This window comes from Natronocella acetinitrilica, assembly GCF_024170285.1.
In the GTDB taxonomy this organism is placed as follows: Bacteria; Pseudomonadota; Gammaproteobacteria; order Nitrococcales; family Aquisalimonadaceae; genus Natronocella; species Natronocella acetinitrilica.
Genome location: NZ_JALJXV010000010.1, coordinates 53,417 through 80,344 on the forward strand (window position 1 = coordinate 53,417; position 26,928 = coordinate 80,344).

Here is a 26,928-nt window from a genome sequence, read left to right on the forward strand (position 1 = left end):
GAGCCCCTTGCATGCGTTGCCCTTTCTGTCAGGCGCAGGACACCCGAGTAATCGATTCCCGGCTTGGTCGGGACGGGGATCAGGTGCGCCGGCGCCGGGAGTGCAGCGCCTGTGGTGAGCGCTTTACCACCTTCGAGACTGCCGAGCTGAACATGCCCAGGCTGGTCAAGCAGGATGGCAGCCGCGAGCCTTATCGCGAGGCCAAATTGCGCACTGGCATGCTGCGAGCACTCGAGAAGCGCCCGGTGGACACCGAACTGATCGAGGCCGCCATCCACCGGATCGAGCAGCGGCTGCGTGGCAGTGCCGAGCGCGAGGTGCCGGCACGGCAGGTCGGCGAATGGGTCATGGAAGAACTGCGCGAACTCGATCAGGTGGCCTATGTGCGCTTTGCATCGGTCTACCGCAGCTTTCAGGATGTCAGCGCCTTCCGCGAAGTGATTGACGGGTTGGAGCGGGATCGGCCTGGCAAACGCGACGATGACTGAACCGACCCGCTTTGCCCGCGACCGCTTCGACGAGGCCGACGATCACTACATGGGCCTGGCGTTGGAGCTTGCCGATGCCGGCCTCTATACCGCGAGGCCCAATCCGCGGGTGGGCTGCGTGCTGGTTCGGGATGGCGCGATCGTCGGGCGTGGATGCCATTTGCGTGCCGGCGAAGCACATGCCGAGGTCAACGCGCTGCGCCAGGCCGGCGACCTGGCCACGGGGGCAACGGCCTACATCAGCCTGGAGCCCTGTTCCCACCATGGGCGCACGCCGCCCTGCGCGGATGCGCTGATCACGGCCGGTGTGAGCCGTGTTGTTGTGGCCATGGCCGACCCCAACCCCAGAGTGGCGGGCGGCGGGCTTGCCAGGCTTGCGCAGAACGGCATAGCGGTAGCCGTTGGTCTGCGCGAGGCTCAGGCCCGGGCCCTGAACGCGGGGTTCATCAGCCGCATGGAGCGGCGGCGGCCCTGGCTGCGACTGAAGCTCGCCGCGAGCCTGGACGGACGCACTGCCATGGCCTCCGGTGAGAGCAAGTGGATCACCGGTGCCGCCGCGCGTGCCGATGTCCATGACTGGCGCGCGCGCAGTTGTGCGGTGATGACCGGTATCGGCACGGCGCTGGCGGATGATCCCGCGCTTACCGTGCGTGACCACCCACAGGCGGATAACCTGCCGTCGCAACCGGCTCGGGTCCTGCTCGATACGAGGCTGCGTCTGTCGCCGACGGCGCGGCTTTTGGCGCAACCCGGTCGAGCGGTGGTCTATACCATCAGTGATGATGGGCCGCGAGTGGCGACATTGCGCGATGCGGGCGCGGAAGTTCGCGTGGTGGCGTCTGCCGGGGGGCGGGTCGATCCGCTTGCCGTGCTCGAGGACCTCGCCGCGCAGGAAATCAACGAGGTGCTGGTTGAGTGTGGCCCGGTGCTTGCGGGCTACCTGTTGCAACACGGGCTGGTGGATGAACTGCTGCTCTATCAGGCCATGCATCTGCTCGGTGATGATGCCCGCCCGCTGGCGCATCTGCCCGGGCTTGAGCACATGAGCGAGCGCTTGAGTTTGCGCCTGCTTGAGTTACGTCAGGTTGGTGACGACGTATTCTTCCGCCTTGCGCCGAAAGGGGAATGAGCAACGATGTTCACGGGAATCATTCAGGCCGTCGGCCGCATCCGCTCCATGGAGCGTCGCGGGGAGGATGTGCGATTACGGGTAGAGACGGCCGCACTGCCCATGCAGGATACGCGGCGCGGCGACAGCATTGCCGTCAATGGTGTCTGTCTCACCGCGGTGGTGCTGGACGATGCCAGTTTCGAGGCCGATGTCTCCAACGAGACCCTGGAGCGTACCAGTCTCGGTCAACTCGGCAGCGGCAGTCGCGTCAATCTGGAGAAAGCCCTGACGCCCTCGACACCACTGGGCGGCCATCTGGTGAGCGGCCACGTGGACGGCATGGGCGAAGTGATCGAGCGGTGCCAGGATGGCCGCTCGTGGCGTTTTGCGTTCCGGGTGCCGGATCGGCTGGCCCGCTACATCGCGGAGAAGGGCTCCATCTGCATCGACGGCGTCAGCCTCACCGTGAATGGGGTGAATGGGGCCAGCTTCGATGTCAACATTGTGCCCCACACCATGGACGCGACCATCATCAACGGTTACCGGGTGGGCACGCAGGTGAACCTGGAAGTCGACGTGATCGCCCGCTATCTCGAGCGGCTCATGTTGGGTGAAGCGGCGGCTGCGCCCGATGCCGGCGGCATCACCCGGGATTTCCTGACCCGTCACGGATACCGCGCGGACTGACGGCGTGCACTTGGCGAGAGAGGACACTGCAGGCATGGCCTTCAACAGCATCGACGAAATCATCGAGGACATGCGCCAGGGGCGCATGGTGGTGATCCTGGACGATGAAGACCGCGAGAACGAGGGTGATCTCGTCATGGCGTCCAGCATGGTGCGCCCCGACGACATCAACTTCATGGCGCGCTTCGGCCGCGGGCTCATTTGCATGACCCTGACCCGGCAGCGCTGCGAGCAGTTGCGCCTGCCGCTGATGGTCAACGAAAACGACACCCCCCACGGCACCAATTTCACGGTCTCCATCGAGGCGGCTACCGGTGTGACCACGGGAATCAGCGCGGCAGACCGGGCCCGGACCGTGCAGGCGGCGGTTGCACCCAAGGCGCGCCCTGAAGACCTGGTGCAGCCCGGTCACATCTTTCCGCTGATGGCCCAGCCCGGTGGCGTGCTGACCCGGGCGGGTCACACCGAGGCGGGTTGCGATCTGGCGCGACTGGCGGGCTTCGAGCCGTCGTCGGTGATCGTCGAGATTCTCAACGAAGATGGCAGCATGGCCAGGCGCGACGACCTGATGGCGTTCGCCCGGGAGCATGGGCTGAAGATCGGAACAGTGGCTGACCTGATTGCCTATCGTGTGCGAAACGAGCGCACCGTGGAGCGGGTCGCGGAATGTGAGTTGCCGACGGAGTACGGCTCCTTCCGCCTCTACGCCTACCAGGACAACGTCGATAACCGCCTGCACTTCGCCCTGGTGCGCGGCCGGCCGGAGCCCGAGCAGCCGACACTGGTGCGGGTGCACGTGCAGAACACCTTGTCCGACAGTTTTGCCAGCATAGGCCCCAACTGCGGCTGGCCGCTGCGCTCGGCCATGCAGCAGGTGGCGGAAGCCGGGGCCGGTGTGGTTGTGGTGCTGCGGTCCAACGATGATGATTCCGCCATCCTGCAGCGCATGCGCGACTATCAGCGCCAGGTGGCCAGCGACCCGGGCGAGGGCGCCCAGGCGAGCAACGACCTGCGGACCTACGGCCTGGGGGCCCAGATTCTCACCGATGTCGGTGTGCGCCGCATGCGGGTGCTGAGCGCGCCCAAGCGCATGCACGCAATTTCCGGCTTCGGCATGGAAGTGGTGGAATACGTCGATCCGGCATGATGCCGGCGGCCCGCCGCTGCCCGAAACCCGTTATCAGCCCTGGAGTATCCGGACTCATGCAGATCATTGAAGGTTACCTGAATCACACCAGCGGGCGGTATGCGCTGGTGGTGTCCCGTTTCAACGCATTCGTGGTGGAAAGCCTGGTGGAAGGCGCCGTGGATGCCCTGGTTCGCCACGGCGTGCCCGAGGCCCAGATCACCATCATTCGCGCCCCCGGCGCCTGGGAACTGCCCCTGGTGGCCCGCCGTGCAGCGAAGACCGGCAAGTACGACGCGGTGATCGCGCTGGGCGCCGTCATCCGGGGCGGTACGCCGCATTTCGAACATGTGGCCGGTGAGTGCACCAAGGGTCTGTCCCAGGTCTCCATGGAGTGCGACCTGCCGGTGGCCTTCGGTGTGCTGACGGTGGATACCATCGAACAGGCCATTGAGCGTTCCGGAACCAAGGCCGGCAACAAGGGTGCAGAAGCTGCCCTGGCCGCGCTGGAATTGGTGCATCTGCTCGAGCAGATGGAGCAATAGGCCCACATGGCGCGGAACAGGCAAACGCTGGGCAAGGCGCGATCCCGGGCACGGGAGCGGGCGCTGCAGGCGCTCTACCAGTGGCAGCACACCGGGCAGTCGGGGGCGGATATCGAGCGGCAGTTTCTCCCTGAAGCCGCCGATGCCGGTGATTCCGAAGCGTTGGATCCCGATCGGGACACCGAACTGGAAGACGCCCTCGACATGAGCGATACCGATATCGCCCTGTTCCGGGAGCTGCTGCACGGCGTGCTGGACCGCATGGAGGACTGGGACGAGCGCATTGCGCCGCATCTCGACCGGGCGATCCGCAGTCTCGACCCCACCGAGCGCCTCATTCTGCGTCTCGGGGCCTTCGAGTTGAGCGAGCGGATCGACGTGCCCTATCGGGTGGTCATCAACGAGTATGTCGAGCTTGCCAAGCGCTTTGGTGGGCAGGACGGCTACAAATACATCAACGGCGTGCTGGACAAGGTCGCCCGCGGCTTCCCCCTGCGCGAGGCGGAAATCGCCGCCCGGGGCCGTTCCGCGCCATAGCAGTACGGGAGGTGTGTCGTGTCGCGTAGCGAGTTCGACCTGATCGCGCGCTATTTCTCCGAACTCGGGTTTCGCCGGGAGGATGTGGCCCTGGGGGTGGGCGATGACAGCGCCCTGGTTGATCCACCACCGGGGCAGCGGCTGGCCATCTGTACCGACACCCTGGTGTCCGGTATTCATTTTCCGGAGGATGCGCCTGCGGAGTCCGTTGGTCACAAGGCACTGGCGGTTAACCTGAGCGATCTCGCGGCTATGGGTGCCGAACCCGCCTGGGCCACGCTGAGCCTCACCCTGCCGGAGCCCGACGAAGACTGGATCGCCCCGTTTGCCCGCGGGCTTGGCGATCTGGCGCGCTACCACCGCATGAGTGTGGTGGGTGGCGATCTGTCCCGGGGGCCCTTGTCCATCACGGTTCAGGCCATCGGGCTGGTGCCCCCTGGGCGCGCACTGCGTCGTAGCCGCGCCTCCGTGGGCGATGCTGTCCTGGTCAGCGGTACCCTGGGTGACGCGGCCCTGGGCCTGCGGCTCTGGCGCCGCCGCGCGGTATCGGTTGCCTCCGATGCCAGCTGGCTGATGGAGCGCCTGCACCGGCCCACAGCCCGGGTCTCTCTGGGCATGGCGCTACGCGATGTGGCCACGGCCTGCATCGATGTTTCCGATGGTCTCGCCGCGGACCTGGACCACCTGCTGGCGGCGAGTGGCGTCGGTGCCGTGGTGGACGTAGACCGGTTGCCGCTATCCGACGCCGGCCTGCGCTTCGGTGGCGGGCGCTCGCACTGGCGTACGGCCCTCACCGGCGGCGACGACTACGAACTCTGCTTTACCGTCCCGCGTCAGCGGCTGCACGCCGTCGACGCAGTGGCGAGCCGGGTGGGCGTGCAACTTACTCGCATCGGCACGGTGCAACCGGGCAAGGGCTTGCAACTGGTTCGTTCCGACCGCACCCCGGTGCGCCTCACCGACACCGGCTACCGGCACTTCCGCAACTGATGGCGGCGCCGGATCTCAAGGGCCGGGCGAGTCTCGCCAACCCGGTGCATTTCCTGGCCCTGGGTTTCGGCAGCGGGTTGTCTCCCAAGGCCCCCGGCACCATGGGCACGCTGGCGGCGATACCGCTTTACCTGCTGGTGGCCATGCTGCCGTTCTGGGCGTATCTGCTCGTCACCGCCTTGGTGTGCGTGGTAGGCGTCTGGATTTGCGATCGCGCAGCCCGGGACTTCGGCGTTCACGATCATCCGGCCATCGTCTGGGACGAGGTCGCGGGTTTTCTGGTGACCATGATCGCCGTGCCGCTGGGCCTGGTCTGGGTGGTGCTGGGTTTTCTGCTGTTCCGGTTCTTCGACATCATCAAGCCCTGGCCGATTCGCTGGCTGGATCGCCACGTGCACGGCGGCTTCGGCATCATGATCGATGACATCATCGCCGGCGTATTCGCGGCGCTGGTGCTGCACCTGATCGTATTCCTGGTGACCTGATCGGCGCGTGGGCGACGTTCCCTCATCCGGGCTCCACGGCTGCAGGTACCGGGCGTTGTTCGCAGAAGTCCTGTCGGCGCTCGCTGTTGGTGGCCTCCATGCCCGAGGGTAGTGCCTGAGCCCGATCCAGCACCCATGCGGTGATGTCATCCCGCACCACGCGGCCGTTCAGATCGCGGGTGAGCATGTGGTAGCCGTCCTCGTACAGGGCAAAGCGCCAATCCGCCGGTTGCTCTGGCAGGCTGGCCAGCATGCGGCAGGTGGGGCGGCGGGGCACGACCTGATCGTGTTCGCCATACAGGATCAGGGTCTCGCCGTTGAGTCGTGAGACCCCCGCCAGGGCTTCATCCATGAGGTCGGCAAGGCCCTCCACGGCGTCGATGCGGGTGCCCTTGATCACCATGGGGTCGCGGCCCAGGTTACGCAGCATCTCGCGATTGTCGCTGGGCCTGATGCTGAGTCCGCTGCCGCGGACCTCGCGGCCCGGGGCAACGCGGGCGCCCACCCAGAGGGCGGCACGCTGGTACCAGGGCATGGTTCTTCTGGCCCATACTGCCGGCGCCACCAGGATAGCGCCGTCAATGTCCGGCGCGGGTTGCCGGGTGAGGGCGCCGATGGCGACGGCACCGCCCATGCTCTTGCCGAGCAGGTAGATCGGGGTATCGGGATGGGCTTCGCGAAGCAGCACAAGCGTGGCCCGGGCATCTTCGATCAGGGTATCCGAGCCGACCCACACGCCGCGATCCGCCGTGCCGCCGAAGCCGCGTTGATCATAGGCGTAGACCTGCACCCCGGACTCGGCCATCTCCTGCGCCATGGTCTCGAAAGCGCGGCGGTAATCGTTGAAGCCGTGCAATGCGAGCACCACGGCGCGTGGTGGCTCCTCCGCCGGTGCCGAGGTGGACAGGGGCAGCCGCTGGCCATCGCTGGTCACTACCGCATCAGCCTCCAGCCGCGCTGCCTGGCGTGTTTCGCCGTTGTCCTCCTGCACACCGTGCTGGCCGCAGCTCGCCAGGGCGAGAGCGATCATGAGCAGAACGACCAGCGCAAGCCCGGTTCGACGCCACATCAGCGAGTTCTTCCCCTTTCAGGCGACGCGCGCCTGATGTCCATGCTTGTGTTTCTACCGCGGATTCGATTCCGGACGCCAGTGCGTGTTTCGCAGTCCGGCACAAACCGGCTCTCAGTGCCGATTGTCCATAGCCCGCATAGACACTGGGGATGGAGGCCGTGTTCCGGGGATGTAGGCCAGGCAGTCGCGACCCTCGTCATTCAGCTACCATGGAGGCTGGTTCGCTCGCGGATTCCGTGGAGGTCGGTCATGCACGTTCATGTGGAATTGTGTGTCATTCCCATTGGCACGGGTACGTCACTGGGCGAGTATATCGCCGCTTGTCAGGACATACTTGATGCGGCGGGGCTCGAGACCCGAATGCACGCCTACGGGACGAATATCGAAGGCGACTGGGATGCCGTCTTCACGGCTATCCGCCAATGCCATGAACGCCTGCATGCCATGGGCGCGCCACGGCTTTTCACCAGCATCAAGGCCGGTACCCGGGTTGATCGGGAACAGAGCCTGGACGACAAGATCGCATCGGTAGAGCGCCGCCGTGGTACAGCCGCCGCGCAATGAGTCAAACGGGCACTGAAGAAGCGCAACAGGTTGCCGAACTTCGAAGGCATCGCAACATCGCGACGGCCTCGCTGGTGGGTGCTGTCGGCGTCTATGTCGCGACCCAGCTGGTGGAAGATCCGAGCTATACCGTGCTGCTGGTGCGGGCGGGGGCCGAAGCGGGCCTGATCGGTGGTATTGCCGACTGGTTTGCCGTGGTGGCCTTGTTCCGCCGGCCACTTGGCCTGCCCATCCCCCATACCGCCATCCTCCCCCGAAACAAGGAGCGGCTCGGCGCTGGTCTTGGCCGATTCGTTGCCCGGCACTTTCTCGATCCCGAGGTGGTCCAGGGGCGGCTGCGCTCATCCGAGCCGGCCCGCCGCCTGGGCGACTGGCTTGCAGATCGCGACAACAGCGCCCTGGTGGCGGAGCGCCTTCTGGCACTGGCGCCGGATGTGATCCGCGCCTTCGAGGACCGGGAAGTGCGCGGCTTCTACAGCGATACCTTTCGCGACCAGTTACGCCGCCTCGACCTGGCGCCCATGGTGCAGCGACTGGTCTGGCTGTTCATGGAAAGCCGTCAGCATCAACGGCTTTTCGACCGCTCGCTACGCCTGGCCCGGGAGTTGCTGGTTGCCAATCGCCAGGTGATCTATCGCCGGGTGGAGGAAAAAAGCAGCTGGTGGATCCCCCGGCGTTTCGACCACAAGCTGGCGGAGGCCATCGTCGGTGGGGTTGAAGAATGGCTGGAAGATCTGTCTGACCCAGGCCACAAGGCGCGAAAGGAGTTCGATCGCGCCGTCTGGGCCATGGCCCGGGGGATGCAGGGATCCGACGCCGTGCGCGAGCGGCTCGACATGGTGCGGGACCAGTTGCTGGAAAGCCCCGAATTGCAGCAGATACTGGAGCAGATCTGGAGCGATCTGCGGGCGGCCGCCCTGGATGGCGTGGATCAGCCGGATTCGGTCTTCCGTCAGTCGCTGGTGCAGGGCCTGCAGCGTTTCGGCCGCACACTGCTTGACGATCCCGAGGCGCGCAGTCGACTGGATGACCGGATGACTCTGCTGCTGCGGGAGTTGATCCTGCCGTTCCGGGATTCCATCGGTGAATTCATTGCCGACGTGGTGCGGGACTGGGATAGCGAGGGCCTGTCCCGGCGGCTGGAACTCACCGTGGGTCGCGATCTGCAGTTCATCCGCATCAACGGCACGCTGGTGGGCGCGCTGGTGGGCATGGCGATCTTCGTCGTCAGCGGCTGGGTTTTCTGATTCCGAGTTTGCGTATAATCGGCGCGTTCTGGCAGGGATGCCGGCAGACTCGTTGTTTAAGGAAGCAGCGCTTCCTTAACGCTTCCCCAATAGAGCGGTGTATCCATGTCAGCTGACGCTTCCTCCACTCACTCCGGTTTACGCGCCCGCCTGGGCGAGTGGATAGAAAGCCCGCGCATCCAGAACGCCATCATCGTTCTTATCTGCATCAACGCCGTGACCCTGGGGCTTGAGACCTCGGCCACGGTAGAGCGGCATATCGGCTGGGGCCTGCTGTGGATCGAGCGGGCGATACTCACGGTGTTCGTGCTGGAAATCGCCATCAAGCTGTTCGCCTTCGGCCCCCGGTTCTTCCGTGAGCCGTGGAATGTATTCGACTTTATTATCGTCGGTGTGTCGTTGGTGCCGGACAGCGGACCGTTTTCCATCCTGCGGGCGCTGCGCATCCTGCGTGTTCTGAGGTTGCTGACCAAGATCGGCCGGCTGCGGGACATCATCGAATCCCTGCTTCGGGTCATTCCCAGCATCGGCTGGATCGCCGCCCTGCTTGCGCTGGTATTTTACGTGTTCGCCGTCATGGGCACGAAGCTCTTCGGTGCCAGTTTCCCCGAGGATTTCGGCCATCTCGGGCGCACGCTGTATTCGCTGTTCCAGGTGATGACGCTGGAGAGCTGGTCTCAGGAAATCGCGCGCCCCGTAATGGTGGAGTACCCCTACGCGTGGATCTATTTCGTGGTGTTTATCCTCATCACCGCGTTCACCGTGCTCAACCTGTTTATCGGGATCATCGTCAACACCATGCAGGAGCGGCATTACGAGATGGAAGACGCCAAGCGCTCCGAGGTGGAAGCCCGGGCCCATGCCGAGCGCGAGGAAATGCTGGAGCTGATACGCGATCTCCACGCCAAGGTGGATCGCATGGAGAAGGACACGCAGTCCGGCGACGGATCACCGTCACGGACGGATTAGCGGAGTTGCCGGAGGTCAGGCGCGGTGATGGTGCGTTACGCGCTGCGCGCTAACAGCACCCTACGGATTGATCGGGGAACGTCGGTCCGGTACGCCGCTCATGGACACGCCGTGAACCCATGCCTGGGGGAAGCTTAACCATCGTTGACATGGTGCGTTACGGCCTTTGGCCTAACGCACCCTACGGGTGCCGATGCCTGCTGTAGGGTGTGTTAGCGCGCAGCGCGTAACGCACCGTCAACGATTTTCCTTATCCAAATTCCTAGCGATCCAGCATCACCTGTTCGTCGCCGGCCATGGCGATGCCGCGGCGGATCAGCAGGGTTCCGCTCTGGCGGTGCAGCTCCGTGACCGCCTGGCGGTAGCGCACCCGTGCTTCTTCTACTTCCAGCTGCCCCTCCAGCAGATCCCGCTGGGCCAGGGCGACGGCCAGGGCCGTGGCGGTTCCGGCGCGGAAGCGGGCCTGTTCGGCGCGCAGCACTTCCTCCTGCAACTCCCGGGTCACGGCAGTGGCAGCCAGCTGCTCGCGGCTGCGTTGGGTTTCGATCCAGGCGCGGCGCACGTCCAGCTCTGCCAGCTGTTTCAGATTGGCGATGGCATCTACCGCCTGATAGCGCTCAAGCTCGGCCCGTTGCTGCTCCGCCCGCGCCTGCCGCCGGCCCAAGGGCACCTCCAGCCGCAAACCTGCGCTGTAGTCATAGCCGGGGCCGTCGATGTCCCGCCAGGCACGGCCGAAGGCGTCGGCATAGCCGCTCTGGCCAAGCGTCACGAACAGGTCCAGTCGCGGCAGCAGGCCATTGCGGGTCCGCACCACTTCAAGGTCGCCCTGCAGATAGCGCAGCCGTGCCTCGTTCAGCTCCGGGCGCATGCCCCGGGCAAGCGCGGTGTAATTGCGCACACCGTCGAGCGCGGGGAGGGTATCCATGTCGAGTTCGGTGTCGCTGGTGAGATCCAGGGTCTGGTCCCAGTTAGCCCCCGGGGGGCTGGTGAGTTGCAGCAACTCGAGGATGCGCTGATCCCGTTGGCCCCGGGCATTGATCAGCCCCTGACGCCGGAGGGCCACCTCGGCCCGGGCAAAGGCTTCCTCGGTTTCAGCGATCTGGCCGGCGGAAATCCGCCTGCGGGTTTCCTCGAGTTGCTGCTCGGCCACCGTCAGCGCTTCCTGGAAGATCTTCACTCGCCGCTGTTCAAGGCTCGTCTCCCAGTAGGCGGTTTCCACGTCCGCCACCAGGCTTTCGGTAAAACCGCGCAACTCGTAAACGGAGGCCAGCGTGTCCAACTCGGCCTGGCGCAGACGGGCAAGATTGGAGTCGATACGGCCACCCTGGAGCAGTGCCTGGGTCAGGGTAATGCCTGCGCGGGCGTCAAATTGCTCGTTGTTGAAGCCGGCGCCGCGATCCGTGTCCTGCCTGCGGCTGCGCACCGATACTTCAAGGTCGGTGCCGGTGGGCAGTACCTGGCGGACACCCAGTTCGCCCTGCTCGGAGCGGCTGCGCAGTTCGAAGGGGTCCTGTTCGGTTTCTTCCGGCTGCCGCACAACCCGCTCGCGGAACAGCCCCACCTCGGCGAACAGCACCGGATCGAAGGTGGCCCGCTCGATGGCCTCGAAGGTACCAGTCACTGCCGGTTGGAGTTGTTGAATCGCCAGGGAGCGATTGTTGGTGAGGGCGGTAAAGACGGCTGCTTCCAGGCTGAGCTCCGCGGCTTCGTCCGCGGAAGGGGTCAGCGGCTCCCAGTTATCGGGCAGCTGCAACCGCAGGGGCGCATCGACGTCGGCGCCGGCACCGGGAGGAAGCACCTGCCCGGTGGTCAGGGGTGGCACCGCCGGTTCCACGGGCTGCAGGTCCACATGACGGCGGGCGCTGTCGCCGGGTTCGCTGCCCCAGGCCAGGGGGGCGGCGATACACAGCAACAACAGGGCCTTTCTCATGCAGTGGTTTCCTTGCGATCACGGTGGAACAGAGTGTAGAGCACGGGAATCACGAACAGTGTAATCAAGGAAGCGCTGAGTAGCCCACCAACCACAGCCCGGGCCATGGGTGCCTGGGCTTCTCCACCTTCGCCCATGCCCAGCGCCAGCGGCGTCAGCGCAAGGATGGTGGTCAGGCTGGTCATGAGGATGGGGCGAAGCCGGCGACGCCCGGCCTCCACCACGGCTTCCACCACCTTCCGGCCGTCGCTGCGGTGGAGACGCGCGCTCTGGTCCACCAGCAGTATCGCGTTGTTCACCACGATACCCACCAGCATGATGCAGCCGATGATGGACTGGGTGTTCAGTGTGGTGCCGGTGGCCATGAGCATGAGCACCACGCCGATCGCCGCGAGCGGCACCGAGCCCATGACGATGATCGGATCCCGCAGGGATTCATACAGGCTGGCGAGCACCATGTAGACGAGGGCGACCGCCAGTAGCAGGTTGAGCCCCAACTCCGAGAATGCAGCTTCCTGTTCCTCGTAGTCCCCCGCGAAGTTGATGTCCACATTGCGTGGCAGCAGGATGTCATCGAGGCTTGCTCGGGCGTCCGCGACCACCGAGCCCAGATCCCGACCTGAAATGTTCGCCGACACGGTGTTCATCCGCTGCTGCTCCTTGCGGAAGATCTGGATGGGCCCTTCTTCCTCCTCGAAGGTCACCAGGTTGCGCAACACCACGGGCTCACCGTTGGTGCCGTGCAGGGCAAGATCGAGAATGTCGTCGAGCTCCAGCAGCTCGGCATCCTCAAGCTGCACCCAGATGCGGTGTTCGGTGCCGGCGTCCCGGTACTGTCCCGCGTTCCGGCCTCCCAGCGCGGTTTCCACGGTGCGGGCGATCTGCTCCACGTTGAGGCCCAGATCGGCGGCCCGGTCACGGTCTATCCGCAACAGCTGCTGGGGTACCCCGTCTTCACGGGCGAGGCGTACGTCGGTAATGCCGTCGATCACCTCCAGCCGCTCTCCTACCTCTGCCGCGATGCGGTCGAGCACGTTCAGGTCGAAGCCGCGCACCTCCAAGCTGAGCCGGTCGGCGTCGTCGCCACCGCCGAGACCGCGCATGACCATGCCCTGACTGGCGCGTACACGCACCGTGGCACCGGGGATGTCGGTCAGTGCCTGCCGCAGCGCCGTGGCGACTTCTTCGCTGCTGCGGCTGCGCTCAGACTGGGGGACGAGCCCCATGCGGATGTCCGAGCGCGCCGGGCTTGAGGCTCGGAACGTGGAGGCACCCACGCTGACCACGCTGCTTTCCAGTTCGGGCACCAGTTCGTTCACCACCGCCTCGACCCGGCGGGTCTGACGATCGAGGACGTTCAGGCTGGTACCGGGTTCCATGTCGATGGTGACCCGGACTTCCCCTTCGTCCGTGGGCGGCATGAACTCGGTTCCAAGGCGAGGAACCAGGCCGATGGCGGCAATGAACAGCAGCAAGGCCACCCCGAGAGTGAGGCTGCGGTTACCGAGCGCGGCATGGAGACCGCGCAGGTAGGTGCGCTCCATGGCGTTGACGATGGCGCCGCAGCCGTCGGCCAGGGCCTGCACAGGCCGCGTCAGGCGGCGCTCACCCTCCCGGCGCTGGGCCAGTGCCATCAGCATGGGCACCAGGCTCAGCGCCAGCAGCAGCGAGCAGAGGAGGGCAAAGGCCACCACGAAAGCGAGCTGTCGAAACAGGACCCCTGCCAGTTCCTGGGCAAAGAACATGGGCAGGAAAATCGCCAGCGTGGTCAGGGTGCTGGCGATGATTGCCGGGCCGACTTCCACGGTACCGCGAATCGCCGAGTCGTCATGCCCTTCGCGGAAATCCTGCCGTCGTCGAGAGATGTTCTCGATCACGACGATCGCGTTGTCCACCATCAGCCCGACCCCGAGGGCGAGCCCGCCCAGGGTCATGAGATTCAGGGTGAAGCCGCCGAAGTAGATGAGCGCGAAGGTGGCGATAACCGAGACGGGAATCGCCGTTGCCGCCACCAGCGTGGTGCGGATGTTGCGCAGGAAGAACAACAGCACCAGCAGTGCCAGGCTGCCGCCGTAAAGCAGGGAGCGGCTGACGTTGTTGATGGATCGTTCGATGTACCGTGCGTTGTCGATGGCCACCTGCAGGTTCAGCTGCGGGTAATCCTGTCGAAGCCGGTTCAACTCGGCATGAACAGCCTCCGCCACCTGCACGGTGTTCGCGTCGGACTGCTTGCGCACCGCCAGTCGTACGCCGGGTTCATCGTCGATGCGGATTATTCGGGTAACCCGCTGGAAGGTGTCGCGCACGCCGGCAATCTGGTGCAGGGCGATGGGTTGGCCGTCGCGCCAGGACACCACGGTGTTCTCGATGGTCTCCAGCGAGTCGAACTCGCCCGGCGTGCGAATGCGCACGTCGTAGCGGCCCTGGCGGATCTCGCCGGCGGGCAGGGTGACGTTGGCCTGCATCAGGGCCTGACGAACACTGTCGAGTTCCAGCCCCAGGGCGCGCAGACGATCCGGGTCGACTTCGACACGGATCTCCCGCTCCAGCCCACCCCAGACATCCAGGGCGGCGACGCCACGCACCCGCTCCAGTCGGGGCCTGATGCGGTCGTCGATGAGCTGACGCATCTCGATGGGATCGAGTTCGCCGGCAACGCCCAGCAGCAGAATGGGCGTTGCGGCGGTGTCGAATTTGCGCACACGAGGCCGATCGGCCTCATCCGGCAGGCTCGCTATGATGCGATCCAGCCGGTCGCGTACCTCGTTGGTGGCCTCGTCCAGGTTGGTACCCCAGGAAAACGAGATGCGCACGCTGCTGCTGCCTTCCGATGAGGTGGAGGTGATCTCCTCCACGCCGGGCACCGCTGCCACAGCCTCTTCCACCGGCCGGGTGATCAGTTGTTCGATTTCCTCCGGCGCGGCGTTTCCGTATTCGGTGGTGACCGTGAGGGTGGGGTAGGTGATGTCCGGCAGCAGATCGATGGGCAGGCGGGCCAGGGACATGAGGCCGATGGTGACCACGATCAGGGTCACCATCACGGTCAGCACAGGCCGACGGACCGTAATCGCCGGGATGTTCAACGGCCGCTCTCCTCGCTGGCATCCTCTTCACTGATGCGAACGCGGGTGCCGTCGGTGAGCAGATGCTGCCCCAGGGTGACAATGGTGAGCCCGGTGTCCAGACCGTCAACCTGGGCCCATTCACCGTCGATGGCACCGAGTGTTATACGCGTGAACCGCGCAACGTGGCCCCCTTCGCCGTTTTCTTCCACAACGAACACGCCACGCTGATTATCGCGTTCGGCAAGCGCATCCAGCGGTACGGTGGGAACCTGTTCCCGCTCACCGATGCGGATTTCGGCCCGCACGAACATGCCGGGCCGGAGTTTGTATTCCTCGTTGGGGACAGAAATCTCGACTCGGGCCTGTCGCGAGGCTTCCTGGAAGACTGGTGCAACCCGGGCGATTTCGCCACGGAAGCTCTCGTCGGGCCACGCATCAGTGCGCAGGGTCACCGTCTGCCCCATGCGCAGCCGGCCGTAGTCCCGCTCCGGCACCTGTACAATGGCCCGCAGCGGGTTGATATCCACCAGCGTCAGCACCGGCGTATTGGCCTGCACCACGCTGCCGGTGTCGTAGTGCCGCTCGGCGACGAGGCGGTCCGCCGTGGTGGTGCCGCCTTCAGCGCGCAGGCTGGTGTAGGCAAGCCGTACCTCCGCGGCCCGCACCGCCGCATCCCGTTGATTCACCTGGGAGCGGGCCAGCTGCAGGCGTGCCTCTACCGCCGCCACCTCGGTTTCGGCGGCGTCCAGGTCTGCCTGGGAGGCCACGCGTTGCTCGCGAAGGTTGCGGGTGCGGTCCAGGTTACGGCGGGCAGCCTGTAGCGACGCCTCTGCCTCGGCCACGTTGGCCCGGGCCACTGCCGCCTCGGCCTGGCTCTGGGTGAGCTCCAGGCGAACCTCTTCATCATCCAGTTCAGCCAACAACTGGCCGGGGGTGATCACATCACCGATGTCCGCGTGCAGTTCATCGAGGCGGCCGCCGATGCGTGGCGCTACATCGACGCGGCTGGCTGCGATCAGTGAACCGCTGTAGCGCAGGCGCTCGACGATGTCGCGGCGTTCAACGGACTCTGCGGCAACCGGGATTGCGCGGGCTTCACCGCCACCGCGAGTCGGCCCGCTGGGCGCGTCGTTCCAAAGCCAGATCGCCGCGGTGCCCACCGCCAGCAGGCCGAAAACGGCCCACGCAAATAGTCTGCCCATCCGGGGGTTGTCCTGTTCTGGTGTTGCGCATGACCAGCCGACCGGCTGTCCGATCGGTCAGCGTTCTTGCACCTGTTGACCGCAACAGGGGGAGGGGGTTCGCCAAGTGTCTTCAGCGATTATTGAATTTGTTGGCCAGGGCTTCCAGCTTGCGTTGCCGTAGTTCGTCGGCGCTGGGCCGCTTGGGTTTGACGGCGCGTTTCGGGCGCGGCTTGCGCGCGGCCTGCAGGCGCTTCTGTTCGGCCCGGCGTTCCTCGGCGTAACGGCGGGCCTCGTCGGTGACAGCCCCGGCATCGGAGCCATCCAGGCTGACCCGGTTGCGTCCAGCAATAGTGGCTTCAAGATAGGCGGGCGATCGGGTGTAGAGCGCCAGCGCCTGACGCACCAACCACCCGGGGACCTCTTCGACGCTATTATCGTTGTCCAGATCCTGTCTCAGCGGCTTCTGTATGCCGATTGCCAGTGGTCGCATCGCCTCGCGATCGCGGGTAAAACACTGCGGGTAGCGTTCGATGAGTTCGTCCAGGAACGTGCGCGCACGCTTGGCCCGTTCCTGCTTCTGATTTGCCGTATCTGCCATGGGCCCCTACCACGTTGTCGTTCACGCCCCCGTGCCTCGCCGAGAGTCAACCGGTATGCTACCGAATGCTTTTCCCCGGTGCGACCTGTCGGCGGTCGGAATCCATCATCGAGAGCGTTGTCTACCCGGTCATGCACATATTCATCATCTTCGGCCTGCTGTTGTTGCTGCTCGCCTATGGCCCGTCTGTTTGGGTGCGTCGGGTCATGGCCCGCCATCATCAGCCCGTGGACCGTTACCCGGGAACAGGCGCGGAACTTGCGCGGGATTTGCTCCAGCGGCTGGAACTACCGCATGTAAAGGTCGAGGAAACCACTTCTGGCGGCGACCACTATGATCCCCGGGATCGCGCGGTCCGTCTGGGCCCTGAGAACTACAAGGGCCGCTCCCTCACGGCCATCTCGGTGGCGGCTCATGAGGTAGGGCACGCAATCCAGCATGCGGATGGCTACCAGCCGCTGCGCTGGCGCACGCAGTTGGTCATGGCTACACGCGCCGCGCAGCGTATCGGCGCGGCCTTGCTACTGGCGGCGCCCCTGATCATGGTGATTACCCGCATGCCCGGCGCAGGCCTGCTGCTATTTGTAGGCGGTGTGCTCACCATGGGGACTGCCGTCCTGGTGCACCTGGTGACGTTGCCGACGGAAGTGGACGCGAGTTTCCGGCGCGCATTGCCGTTGCTGGAGGCTGGTTACCTGAAGCCGGAGGACCGCCCTGGCGCGCGGCGGATACTCACCGCCGCTGCATTCACCTACGTGGCTGCTGCGTTGGGCAGTCTGATCAATGTCTGGGCGTGGCTGCGGTTGATCCGGCCATGATGCGGACATGGCTGCGGTGCGGGGCAGCCCGTATAATCCGGCGCGCAAGCACGAAGGAGGCGATCAGGGCATGACGGCGCAACAGTCCACCAGCGGGGGAACAATGGCGACGGTGGTTCGGGTGATCCGGCAGTATCTCTCGCAACTCGGCCCGCTGCGGGTGGTGTTGTGCTTGTTCTCCTTGACGGCTGTGGTGCTTGCGCCTGGAGGCGATCAGGTGCAGGACTTCGAGGGCATCGGGCTTTTCCTGACGGTGATCCTGCCGACTCTGGCGCCGCTGTTCCTCACCGGTCATCTCCTGGACAGCATGATGTGCAAGATCGTCATGGGCGACCACGACGACGCCGGCCGCGCACGGCTCCGCGTCATCATTCGCACCAACCTGTTCCTGTCGCTGTTGTTGGTACTGAGCTGGCTGCCGTTCTTCATGTCGATCTTCCAGTAGGGACGGTGGCCAAGGCCGACACGGTGCGTTACGCGCTGCGCGCTAACGGCACCCTACGGGTTTGATTGGGGAGCGAAGGACGGGTACGCCGCTCATGGACACGCCGTGAACCCATCTCTGGGGGCTCGACAGCGACATCCCTGTCGCTGACGGTCCATGACCGGCGTACCCGTCATTCGCTTGTGCCTCGGGCTTGGGGCGGGCGAAACCGCCGTCGACACGGTGCGTTACGGCCTTCGGCCTAACTCACCCTACGTTGCGCCGTGCCCGCCGTAGGGTGCTGTTAGCGCGCAGCGCGTAACGCACCGCGCCGGCGCTCGGCGAAACCGCTGCACTTTCTCAAACTCCCAACAATCCGCCTGCCACCCAGAACAACGGCGCCGTGACCATCAACATGATCACGGTATAGCCTGCGTTCCAGCGCATGATGTCCATGCCGTCGAGCCCGAATCGGCCCTGCAAGGCCAGGTTCATGCCTGATAGCGGGCTGGCGCTGATGCCAAGCGTCCAGCTGGCGAGAAACGTCATCGCCAACAGGCTGTGGTTTGGCTCAAGCGGCAGCAGCATGGTGCCGAAGGTGGCAATACCGATCACCGGGTGCACGCCGGCAATGGCGAATCCGGTGATCAGCAGAGTGGTCAACCATGCCTGTAGCGGGCCGAAGGTCGAGAACAGCGACCAGCCCCCAAGCGTGGTCAACACGGAACCGAGGCCGGCGGCGAGGACGCCAGCCGCCAGAAACAGCATGAGTTCGTTGTTCATGCGCGGCAGATTGCGCCGCACGTGGTGATTGATGACCGGCAAGCCCATCTGCCGCTGCCGGAGCAGGGCAAGGCCGGTGATGAGCGGGGCGAGCAGCGTGATCACCGCGATCACCGGCAGATCGGAATTCCAGGTGTGGATGATCAGCACGGCCAGCGCCAGGATGGCCGGCACCCGAAGATGGCGGTAGCGGGGTGGGTAGCCAACGAAGTCCTGGCCCACATGGCGGCCTGTTCCGAACCAGCTGATCAGCATGGCAATCACGGCCAGGGGCAGGCCAGCAGCGATGAGGTGGACGATCCGTGCGTCGGGGGCGAAGCTCAACGCCGCGGCCATTGCGGCGAAAAAGGGCGACCAGAATCCGGCGGTGGAAAAATAACGTGTCAGCAATACAGCCTGCTCCCGTCCCAGCGGGCCATGCTTGCTTAGGCGGTCGGCAACCATGAAGATCGTCGAGATGTTGATCACGGAGCCGAACAGGTGCACGCCGATACCGGTGGACCTGAAGGCCCTGGGGCCACGCGGTTGCTCTCCCGGGCTGTCTCCGGCGGGTAACGCCACCAGTTGCAGGAAGCTCACGCCGATCAGCACGCCGATGAGGGTCATGTTGGCAGTGATGGCGCGGACGAGATCCGGCGTGACGCCCTGGGACACCCCCCACAACAGGCCGGTCACACCGGCCAGAAACAACACGCCCGCCTGAATGAGGCTGCGGCGCGAAGCCCCTTTCCAGGTCAGCGCGGCGGCGGCCCACGCGGCAAGACCGGCAGGAATCGCCAGGGGCGGCAGCGCCAGCGCTGCGATGCCCGCCGTAAGCCCGGCGAAGGCAAGCAGGTATCCGGCTAGCGCAGTTGGGGCCTCGTTCATGCGTTATCCAGCTTGCAGGTCAGGGACGAAAGCCGGGAGTATAGCGATGTTGCACTGCGATGGCGGTGGCCCGGTTCCCGCACGCGGCTTTCAAACCATCAGATTTCAACGCCGGAGGCGACATGCTTCTTGTCACGAGCACGCTCGAGCAATACGCGCACGAGATGGCACAACACCTGGAGCAGAGCGGTTATCGTGAGGCCGCGCGTGCCGCCCGCAAGGTGTCGTCGCGACGGGCAGCGGCCATTCTCATGGAGGCGCCACGGCATGCGGTGGTGCCGTTCCTGCAAACCCTGGGTTGGGACCGGGCCGGGCAGATTGCGGCGCACCTGCCCCGTGATTACGCGGCGAAGCTCCTGACCGAGCTGTCCGTCGATGACGCCAGTTCGCTGATTGCCGCCATGTCTCCCGAGGTCATCGCGGCGTTGATGGAGCGGCTGCCGCCCGATCAGGCCCAGCCCCTTCTGGATGAACTCGATCAGGGCTTCCGGGCCGAGATCGAAACCGTTGCCCGGTACCCCGCTGACAGCGCTGGCGCTGTCATGAGTCCGTATTTTCTCTCCGTGGACGAAGGCGCGACTGTGGGCGAGACCACCGAGGCAGTGCGGGAAGCGCCGTCGGACACCGAGCGTGGTGCCTACGTGTTCGTGGTGGGCAGCGGTGGGCGGCTGGCGGGCGTGATCTCGTTGCGCGAACTGCTGATGGCCGCCAATGACAGCGTGATCCGGGATGTCATGGCCCGTGACGTGTTGGCCGCCCGGGTGACTGATGAAGCCCAGGACGCCGCTCAGCGCATCCGCACGCGGCGGTTGAAGCTGCTGCCGGTGGTGGACGAACAGGACGTGCTGGTGGGCGTGATGACCATGAACCAGGCCATGGATCTGGTCACCGAGCGCATCGCCGACGAGTTCACCGCCGTCAATGCGGCCTCCGTGGACGAGACCTTCTTCACGCCACCCCGGGAAGCCATCCGCAAGCGTCTGCCCTGGATGGCAGCGAATATCTTCCTGAATCTCGGCGCTGTGGCCGTGATCAGCTCCTTCGAGGCCACCCTGGTGCAGGTCGCCATACTCGCGGCATTCCTGCCCATGATTACCGACATGGGGGGCAATGTGGGTATTCAGGCGCTGTCGGTGTCGATTCGCAGCATGGCGCTGGGCGAAGTGCGGGTGCGGGATTTCTGGATTGCCCTGCGCAAGGAAGTGGCCATCGGCATATTCAACGGTATCGCCCTGGGGGCGCTGTTTACCGTGCTCGCCTGGTTCATGGAAGGCAATATGATCCTGGGCCTGGTGGCGGGCACGGCACTGGCCGTGAACGTGCTGCTGGCGGGTGTTGTCGGTGGAACGATTCCGTTCCTGATCAAGCGCCTGGGCAAGGACCCAGCCATGATGACCGGCCCCATCCTGACCACCATCACCGATATCACCGGCGTGAGCGTGTATCTCGGGCTGGCGACGGTGTTCCTCGCCGGTCTGATGGGTGGGGTTTGAGTGGTGCAGGTTGATTGAACCGGCGGTGGGTGACTCTTTGAAGGCTGGTTTCGGTGCGTTACGCGCTGCGCGCTAACACACCCTACGGGGGGTATCAGGGAACGTTGGACCGGTGCGCCGCTCCGGCCCCACGTTTGTGCCTTGGCTTGGGGCGGGCATGGCCACCGCTGACACGGTGCGTTACGCGCTGCGCGCTAACACACCCTACAGCGGGTACGGCCTCACGTAGGGTGCGTTAGGCCGAAGGCCGTAACGCACCGCGACGGCGATGGCCGAGCCGGTAATCCGGTTTCACAGAGAGCGCCCGCCACCTACAAAAACAACATCAACAGAATGACGCCCAGCACCACCCGGTAGACCACGAACGGCTGCATGCCGATGCGGCTGATGAAAACCAGGAAATAGTGGATGCACAAAAAGGCGCTGATGCCGGCGACCACCGCACCAAGCCCGAAGGCGGTCCAGTCGGTTGCCGCGCCGTCCCGCACCATGTCCACCAGCATGAGGCCACTGGCCAGCACGATTACCGGGATGGACATGAGAAAGGAGAACCGCGCCGCCGCCTCCCGGCTCAAGCCGAGGAACAGCCCCGCTGTGATGGTGATACCCGAGCGCGACGTGCCCGGGATCAGCGCCAGCGCCTGGGCGAAACCAATGAAAAGCGCATCGAAGAGTCGCAGATCCCGCTCGCTGCGCTCGCCCCGAAAGCGCCAGTCCGCCAGGCCAAGAAGGAGGCCGAAGCCGATCAGCGCAAAGGCCATGACCACCGCGCCTACCTCGGGCGTCCGCAGGGTGGTTTCAATCAGTCCCTTGAACGTCAGGCCAGCAAGCCCGACTGGAATGGTGGCGATGGTGACCCACCAGCCCAACCTCGCATCGCCGTCTATTCGCCGAGTTGCCAGCGAGGCGAAAGTATCCCGTGAGATGGAATAGACATCTCGCCGAAAATAGACGATCACGGCGGTCAATGTGCCGGCATGCACGGCCAGATCGAAGCCCAGGCCCTGATCGTCCCAGGGCGTCATCAGCGGCACCAGAATCAGGTGGGCGGCGCTGGAGATCGGCAGAAATTCGGTCAGGCCCTGAACGATGGCGAGTACGATGATTTCAAGAACGGTCATGTGAAGGGCAGCCTACTTCAATCTGGATTGTCCGAGGCGCAGGGTAGCAGATCGGCGGGTGATGCGGCCCTTACGCGGCCCGTTCTGAGAATGACCAGACCGTACTCGGCACGATTGTCAGCGCCGCACCAGGTGAAGGTGCCATTGTGGTTGCCCGCCATGCCTTGCGGATCGAACCGTACGTAGTGGCGAATATTGTGATTGTGCGACAGTTGCCCGTGAGCAGCATTCGCGCCGCCGTGCCGGACATGAATCAGGGCTCCGCCGTGTTGGCACTGTGCCCCGTCCATGGCCAAGCAGCTCGTCTGGCCATCGAGTGCCTCAAATACCTTCCATCCGTCGGACCAGGAGCCTGCTTCCACCGTGCAGTGACCGCTTGTATCCGTGCGGCACAGCACCGCGTGGTGGCCCCTGCTGATCGCGGTCTCCCGGGCCAGTTGCAGAGCCGAATGAAGACTGTTGACCTCGGACCAGGCACGATGGGACTGTACCGTTCGCTGCCAGGCAGGAACGGCCAGGGCGAACAACAGCAGCAGGATAACGATAACAACGAGAAGTTCCGGCAGGGTGACCCCGCCAACGCGATATTGCATCGGTGCACCTCCATGTGCGCTTGACCGCCTGACTTGCTCAGGCAGATGCTTTTACCGCTTCAACGGGGCGTCCTTGCCCCGGCAAGCGGTAGTCAACGGAAATCTATCGCCAGCAATCCTCGACAGTCACGCCGTCGTTGGCATCCTGAATACCCTGCCTGCCGGCACTGTCAACTGTTAGCGTTCCGCAGCGGTTGGTGCTGACGCCCCGGATTCGTTCTGCCTCGGCCGTGAACGTGTTGCCGCTGTTCCCCGTGGTGAAGGTAATTTGGTAGAAGCCGCTATCGGATGTTCCCTCGAATGGATCGCCGTTTTGTTCCAGGCATCCGTCATAGGACGTCCGACCGGTAAAACAGCGCTCCAGGCGCTGGGCCGTGTCCATGAGCGCTGCTCTGCCGTCCGCAACGCGACCACGCTCGACCGAGTTCTGGTAGCTCGGGTAGGCGATTGCCGCAATGATGCCGATGATAGCGACGGCAATCATCAACTCGATCAAGGTGAACCCGCGTGCGTTGCAGGAAGTTCGCTTCGATAACATGCGTTTTCCTTTTCCGGCCAACGTCGGCTTGCCAAGGGGTTCTCGCAACATCACCTTATGGGTCATCGGAGCTGCCGCCATGATTGACGCCCCCCTGTCACGTCACCGCGTTCGGTGATTTCCTGAATATTGCCGGACGAACCGCTCAGGAACTTGTACTCGATCTCGCCCGCTGAAATGATCGCCGGCGTCGGGATGATGCCATCCCGGGAGCGAATGCCGCTCGGTGGCGTGCCACGGTCGTCATCCGAGCCGTCGGCGATGTAATCGAGGAAGTCCCCCTCGTCGAAGCTGCCATCTTCATTGATGTCAAAGACCGGGTCATCCAGGCGTCCGCCGCTGAAGGCGTCCACTTCCATCAGCCAGCCCGTTCCACCGAAGTCACAGGGGTCCTGCGACGGGATCAGCGTGGTGAAGATGACCCGGCCGCCACGAACAATCGGACGGCTGACGACGCGCTCACCCTCCGGGCCATTGACCGGCGACTCGAGATCCATGTACCAGCCCCGCTGATTGGTGATTTCATTCTGGGTGACCACGCGGAAGCCGAAGCCCATGGCCTCGATCTCGGCCTCGATTTCCTGCTCAAGCAGATTGGTGCGGGTCGCGGTGCTGTTCAGGTTCTGATCGATGACGGCGTAGAAGCTCTGGATCGGCGGATTGTCACCTACGACCGCGTCGGACTGCTCCAGATACTTGCCGGTGCCGAAGAACACCATGATGTTGCCATCCGGGTTGCGTCCGGCATCCAGCTTGGAGGTGATAGGCTGGCGCACCCCGTCCCGTTCGGCCCGGAAAAACGGACTGGCGTCCGCGATGACCCAGTTATCCTGGTTGTTCTGACGGAACTTCCAGACGTTGCCGCGCAGGTCACCGACGTAGATCCTGTCGGCAAAACGGTCGCCGTTGCTGTCAATGGCGAGCGGCGGTGCCATGCCATTCGGTATGTCGGCGTCGCCGGTACCGGCCAGCAGCGGGAAGTTGCCGAAGCCTTGAACCAGTTCGCCGGTTTCGATATCCACCATGAAGAGCCGGGAATCATTGCCCTCGCTGTTATAGCCGTTACCGAACACTGCCACCCAGCGGATGATGGTCTGGTTACCGGACGTCTCCTTGATGGGAACGATTGCGGCGTCGGTGACGCCTTGACCGAGTTCCGGGTGCTCGAATTCCCAGAGCACGTCATCCGGCGAGAAATTGTCCGGGTCGGTAACGTCCAGGGCGAAAATGCTGCGGCCGCCCGCCCCCTGGGTGCCCACCAGCACCGTGCGCCATTCCTGGACACCATTATTGTTGGCGTCGACGTAGACATCGGCCACTGTCGGCGCACCATCGACGAAGTAGCGGTGGGCGTAGTCAGGGTCGGTCAACGAAGGCAGGCCCGGATAGACGGCACTGGGAATGAAGGACAGTACGCTCGCCCCGGTCTCCGCGTTGAAGCCATGGAGCATGCCGTCGTTGGCGCCCACGTAGACCATGGGCGGGCGGTCGGCGATTCCGTCCCGGAACGCGTTGTACTCAAGGCCGGGATCGCCGGGAAGGGAGGCATAGCCGAAGTCTCGATTCGACACGAAGGCCGGGTCCGAATTCACCACATCACCCAGCACGCTGCCACGGGCCCGGAACGGGCCACCCTCGTTGCTGCGGTCACCCCGGAGAAACGCGACGCGTTCCTCTCCGAGCCCGTCCGTGGTGCCGTTGGGGGCGGTGTTGAACAGCGCCTCTGCCGTGGTTCCCTCGATGTTCCCCCAGGTGAAGTTCGCCGCCGAGCCATCGGGCAGCACCGTGACGATAGTCCGGCCCGCCGGGTTCGTGTTCGTTAGCTCGGTACCGGCCTCCCAGACAATGTCACCGACGCTGCCATCAAAGTTGACGGCAAAGGCGATCAGTTCACCGCTCCAGTCGTTACTGTTGAAACGGGCCTGGAAGATCCGGGTTTCCGTATCCAGGCGGGTGGAGTTGGCGCCAATGGAGGCCGCGGAACCCACTTGGCGGGCAATGTTGTCGGTGATGGCGCCGAAGGCTTCGCCCATGTCCGCCGGCACGTTGACATCCAGCAGTTCACCCCGGGTGTTCAGCGTGGCGTGCCAGAGGTCGTCCACGGCAGAGGGGTTGCGGTTCTGGAAGACCGTAGGCCACTCCGGGGGATTGTTGTAGGGATCGGCGGTTGCATCCTCGTCGACACCGAAAATGTTGCCCTGCACGCCCAAGGTCACGCCGAAGAGACTCATGTGGGGGTCGCTCTGGCAGTTCAGGCTGGGATCGGGGTTGTCCGCGTTGCAGGCGGCGTTGACCGGCACCCGACCGGGCTCAAGATCCGGGCGGATGTTGATCACGTAAAAGTTGGCGGCGATATCCGCCATGGTGTTGGGTACGTTGTCGGCGAAGGGGGAGCCCATATCACCGTCCACATTACCGACCCCTGCGCCGGTCCAGGCGTTGGCGTAGCCGTCGGTGAACAGCACCCCGTAATTGCGCTGGCAGGCGAACACCACCGGGGCGTCACTGCCCGTGCGCTCGAACTGCCGGCCCATATGCAGCACGGCTTCCCGGTTCGGCGTGCCGGCGCTGTTGCCGCCGATGTTGTAGATCTGGTCGAAGAAACTGCTACGTTCCGCCGGAACATCGAGATCCCGCATCGTGACGTTGTTGCGGTTGTTGATCGTGAATGCGCCGACGCGCATGTTGCTGATGCTCTGGAAGGCTTCACCGATGCCTGCACGGGTCGCGGAATGGCGATTGCGATAATAGGTGAACCAGTTGGCAAAGTTCTGGATGGCGGCATCGTACTGTGCCGTACTGGCGAAGTTGTCATCCTCGATGCGATATTCGAAGAGGGTTTCGCCGCCGGGCCCTGCGCCTGCATGGGGGACGGGAACTGCGGTGTAGCCGAAGCCCTCGGGAAGCGCATCCAGGTCACTCAGGTAGAACGTGGCCGGGAAATAGGTAATGCCGATACTTTCTTCAGTCTCGACGTCCAGCGAGATATCGGCAACCGTTGTCCATCCGCCGGAGCCGAGCCCGTTGTATCGTGTTCCGATGGGTAACTGCATTCCTGGCTGCACGCGAAACTGCCAGTTGGCCTGGTTGCTTTCAATCGGCTGCGTCAGGTTGATTGTCCGAGTACCCTCCATGATGTCGCTGGGCGCAGCCGTTGGGGGAACGTCCTCGAATGTGAACCCCGCGACACTGGGCCATGGTGCATAGACCTCAGCCGGATTGAAGTAGGAGTTGTTGAAATCCGGCGAGCGCGCCCAGCCGTACTCCGGAATGGGCGGTACCGCAAAGTGGTCGTTCGTTGCGTCGTTGTAGATACGGTTGCCGGTTCCCGTGCCGATGGGGAACACATAGGTGTATTTCTTCCAGCCACCGCCGGCCCCGCCGGCCTCGTTGAAATTGAAGCGCCCATCCGCCAGCTCATCGTTCCGCCCGAGGCCGACAAAAGACTGGTTGTTGGTGTTCCACCAGCCGGCACCGTCATTGGTCGGGATCAAGACCTCGGAGTCCATGCTGCCGGAGTCGTCGATGGCCAGAATGAGGCTGGGCTTGACCGGTGTGAGAAGGAACAATGGTGCCTGGGCAAGATTCACCGGCGTCTGCTGCGCGCCGGCCGAGGACAGACCCACTGCCGTCGCCAGCAGCGCGCTTCCCATCATGGTCCCGATCTGTCTCAGTTGAATCATTGTCGACTCC

General features: G+C 64.5%; 24 protein-coding genes. 14 read left to right on the forward strand and 10 right to left on the reverse strand.

Going from position 1 to position 26,928, the window contains the following annotated elements:
- Positions 1-11 precede the first annotated feature (11 nt).
- The 8 genes from nrdR to J2T57_RS18650 are packed head-to-tail and all read left to right on the forward strand — an operon-like array spanning position 12 to position 5,969.
- Complete coding sequence (nrdR, locus tag J2T57_RS18615) at positions 12-488, forward strand: transcriptional regulator NrdR (RefSeq protein WP_253483256.1); 477 nt, start codon at positions 12-14, stop codon at positions 486-488.
- The gene (gene ribD / locus J2T57_RS18620; protein ID WP_253483259.1) at positions 481-1,617 is read left to right on the forward strand and encodes a bifunctional diaminohydroxyphosphoribosylaminopyrimidine deaminase/5-amino-6-(5-phosphoribosylamino)uracil reductase RibD; all 1,137 of its coding nucleotides are present in this window, start codon (positions 481-483) and stop codon (positions 1,615-1,617) included. Before nrdR ends, ribD begins: the two co-directional genes overlap by 8 nt.
- A gap of 6 nt (positions 1,618-1,623) precedes the next feature.
- A complete protein-coding gene (locus J2T57_RS18625) occupies positions 1,624-2,286 on the forward strand; it encodes a riboflavin synthase (protein WP_253483262.1) in 663 nt (220 codons plus the stop codon).
- A 34-nt stretch (positions 2,287-2,320) separates the two neighbouring features.
- Positions 2,321-3,433, forward strand: coding sequence for a bifunctional 3,4-dihydroxy-2-butanone-4-phosphate synthase/GTP cyclohydrolase II (gene ribBA, locus J2T57_RS18630; RefSeq protein ID WP_253483668.1), 1,113 nt, complete (start codon positions 2,321-2,323; stop codon positions 3,431-3,433).
- Between the two features lie 56 nt (positions 3,434-3,489).
- A complete protein-coding gene (gene ribH, locus J2T57_RS18635) occupies positions 3,490-3,957 on the forward strand; it encodes a 6,7-dimethyl-8-ribityllumazine synthase (RefSeq protein WP_253483266.1) in 468 nt (155 codons plus the stop codon).
- A 6-nt stretch (positions 3,958-3,963) separates the two neighbouring features.
- Entirely contained in the window at positions 3,964-4,494 is a 531-nt protein-coding gene (gene nusB, locus J2T57_RS18640; RefSeq protein WP_253483269.1) for a transcription antitermination factor NusB, read from the forward strand.
- A gap of 18 nt (positions 4,495-4,512) precedes the next feature.
- Positions 4,513-5,484 carry a thiamine-phosphate kinase gene (gene thiL / locus J2T57_RS18645; protein WP_253483272.1) on the forward strand — a complete coding sequence of 324 codons (972 nt, stop codon included), beginning with the start codon at positions 4,513-4,515 and terminating at the stop codon, positions 5,482-5,484.
- Positions 5,484-5,969 (forward strand): phosphatidylglycerophosphatase A family protein, encoded by a 486-nt coding sequence (locus tag J2T57_RS18650; protein ID WP_253483275.1) that lies wholly within the window; start codon positions 5,484-5,486, stop codon positions 5,967-5,969. Before thiL ends, J2T57_RS18650 begins: the two co-directional genes overlap by 1 nt.
- A gap of 22 nt (positions 5,970-5,991) precedes the next feature.
- Here J2T57_RS18650 and J2T57_RS18655 read toward each other — a convergent pair whose 3' ends face one another.
- On the reverse strand, positions 5,992-7,038 hold the full coding sequence (locus J2T57_RS18655) for an alpha/beta hydrolase (protein ID WP_253483278.1): 1,047 nt from the start codon (positions 7,036-7,038) through the stop codon (positions 5,992-5,994).
- Between the two features lie 252 nt (positions 7,039-7,290).
- Between J2T57_RS18655 and J2T57_RS18660 the strand changes: the two genes are divergently transcribed.
- From J2T57_RS18660 to J2T57_RS18670, 3 genes are all read left to right on the forward strand, one after another.
- Positions 7,291-7,605, forward strand: a complete 315-nt coding sequence (locus J2T57_RS18660) for an MTH1187 family thiamine-binding protein (protein ID WP_253483281.1) — start codon at positions 7,291-7,293, stop codon at positions 7,603-7,605.
- Positions 7,602-8,852, forward strand: a complete 1,251-nt coding sequence (locus J2T57_RS18665; RefSeq protein ID WP_253483284.1) for a DUF445 domain-containing protein — start codon at positions 7,602-7,604, stop codon at positions 8,850-8,852. Before J2T57_RS18660 ends, J2T57_RS18665 begins: the two co-directional genes overlap by 4 nt.
- A 105-nt stretch (positions 8,853-8,957) precedes the next feature.
- Complete coding sequence (locus J2T57_RS18670; protein WP_253483287.1) at positions 8,958-9,821, forward strand: ion transporter; 864 nt, start codon at positions 8,958-8,960, stop codon at positions 9,819-9,821.
- Positions 9,822-10,083: 262 nt separating this feature from the next.
- Here the strand turns inward: J2T57_RS18670 and J2T57_RS18675 are convergent, their stop codons facing one another.
- From J2T57_RS18675 to J2T57_RS18690, 4 genes are all read right to left on the reverse strand, one after another.
- Positions 10,084-11,751 carry a TolC family protein gene (locus tag J2T57_RS18675; RefSeq protein ID WP_253483289.1) on the reverse strand — a complete coding sequence of 556 codons (1,668 nt, stop codon included), beginning with the start codon at positions 11,749-11,751 and terminating at the stop codon, positions 10,084-10,086.
- Positions 11,748-14,834, reverse strand: a complete 3,087-nt coding sequence (locus J2T57_RS18680; protein WP_253483292.1) for an efflux RND transporter permease subunit — start codon at positions 14,832-14,834, stop codon at positions 11,748-11,750. Before J2T57_RS18680 ends, J2T57_RS18675 begins: the two co-directional genes overlap by 4 nt.
- Entirely contained in the window at positions 14,831-16,018 is a 1,188-nt protein-coding gene (locus J2T57_RS18685; RefSeq protein ID WP_253483295.1) for an efflux RND transporter periplasmic adaptor subunit, read from the reverse strand. Before J2T57_RS18685 ends, J2T57_RS18680 begins: the two co-directional genes overlap by 4 nt.
- Positions 16,019-16,130: 112 nt before the next feature.
- Positions 16,131-16,598, reverse strand: coding sequence for a ProQ/FINO family protein (locus J2T57_RS18690; RefSeq protein ID WP_253483299.1), 468 nt, complete (start codon positions 16,596-16,598; stop codon positions 16,131-16,133).
- A 131-nt stretch (positions 16,599-16,729) separates the two neighbouring features.
- Between J2T57_RS18690 and J2T57_RS18695 the strand changes: the two genes are divergently transcribed.
- Together J2T57_RS18695 and J2T57_RS18700 are read left to right on the forward strand one after the other, a co-directional pair.
- On the forward strand, positions 16,730-17,416 hold the full coding sequence (locus J2T57_RS18695; protein ID WP_253483302.1) for a zinc metallopeptidase: 687 nt from the start codon (positions 16,730-16,732) through the stop codon (positions 17,414-17,416).
- A gap of 70 nt (positions 17,417-17,486) precedes the next feature.
- Entirely contained in the window at positions 17,487-17,861 is a 375-nt protein-coding gene (locus tag J2T57_RS18700; RefSeq protein ID WP_253483306.1) for a hypothetical protein, read from the forward strand.
- Positions 17,862-18,200: 339 nt separating this feature from the next.
- Here J2T57_RS18700 and J2T57_RS18705 read toward each other — a convergent pair whose 3' ends face one another.
- Positions 18,201-19,490 (reverse strand): hypothetical protein, encoded by a 1,290-nt coding sequence (locus J2T57_RS18705; protein ID WP_253483309.1) that lies wholly within the window; start codon positions 19,488-19,490, stop codon positions 18,201-18,203.
- A gap of 122 nt (positions 19,491-19,612) precedes the next feature.
- Between J2T57_RS18705 and mgtE the strand changes: the two genes are divergently transcribed.
- A complete protein-coding gene (gene mgtE, locus J2T57_RS18710) occupies positions 19,613-20,983 on the forward strand; it encodes a magnesium transporter (RefSeq protein WP_253483312.1) in 1,371 nt (456 codons plus the stop codon).
- 311 nt (positions 20,984-21,294) lie between these two features.
- On the opposite strand, the gene J2T57_RS18715 is transcribed toward mgtE, so the two are convergent.
- The 4 genes from J2T57_RS18715 to J2T57_RS18735 all read right to left on the reverse strand — a co-directional run bounded on the left by J2T57_RS18715 (position 21,295) and on the right by J2T57_RS18735 (position 26,918).
- Positions 21,295-22,104: an undecaprenyl-diphosphate phosphatase gene (locus J2T57_RS18715; protein ID WP_253483315.1), complete on the reverse strand. Its 810-nt coding sequence runs from the start codon at positions 22,102-22,104 to the stop codon at positions 21,295-21,297.
- Positions 22,105-22,121: 17 nt separating this feature from the next.
- Positions 22,122-22,697, reverse strand: a complete 576-nt coding sequence (locus J2T57_RS18720; RefSeq protein ID WP_253483318.1) for a GspH/FimT family pseudopilin — start codon at positions 22,695-22,697, stop codon at positions 22,122-22,124.
- A 103-nt stretch (positions 22,698-22,800) separates the two neighbouring features.
- Positions 22,801-23,301, reverse strand: coding sequence for a type IV pilin protein (locus J2T57_RS22280; RefSeq protein WP_301289551.1), 501 nt, complete (start codon positions 23,299-23,301; stop codon positions 22,801-22,803).
- Positions 23,298-26,918, reverse strand: coding sequence for a pilus assembly protein (locus tag J2T57_RS18735; RefSeq protein WP_253483321.1), 3,621 nt, complete (start codon positions 26,916-26,918; stop codon positions 23,298-23,300). The genes J2T57_RS22280 and J2T57_RS18735 overlap by 4 nt, the downstream gene beginning before the upstream one ends.
- Positions 26,919-26,928: the final 10 nt, after the last annotated feature.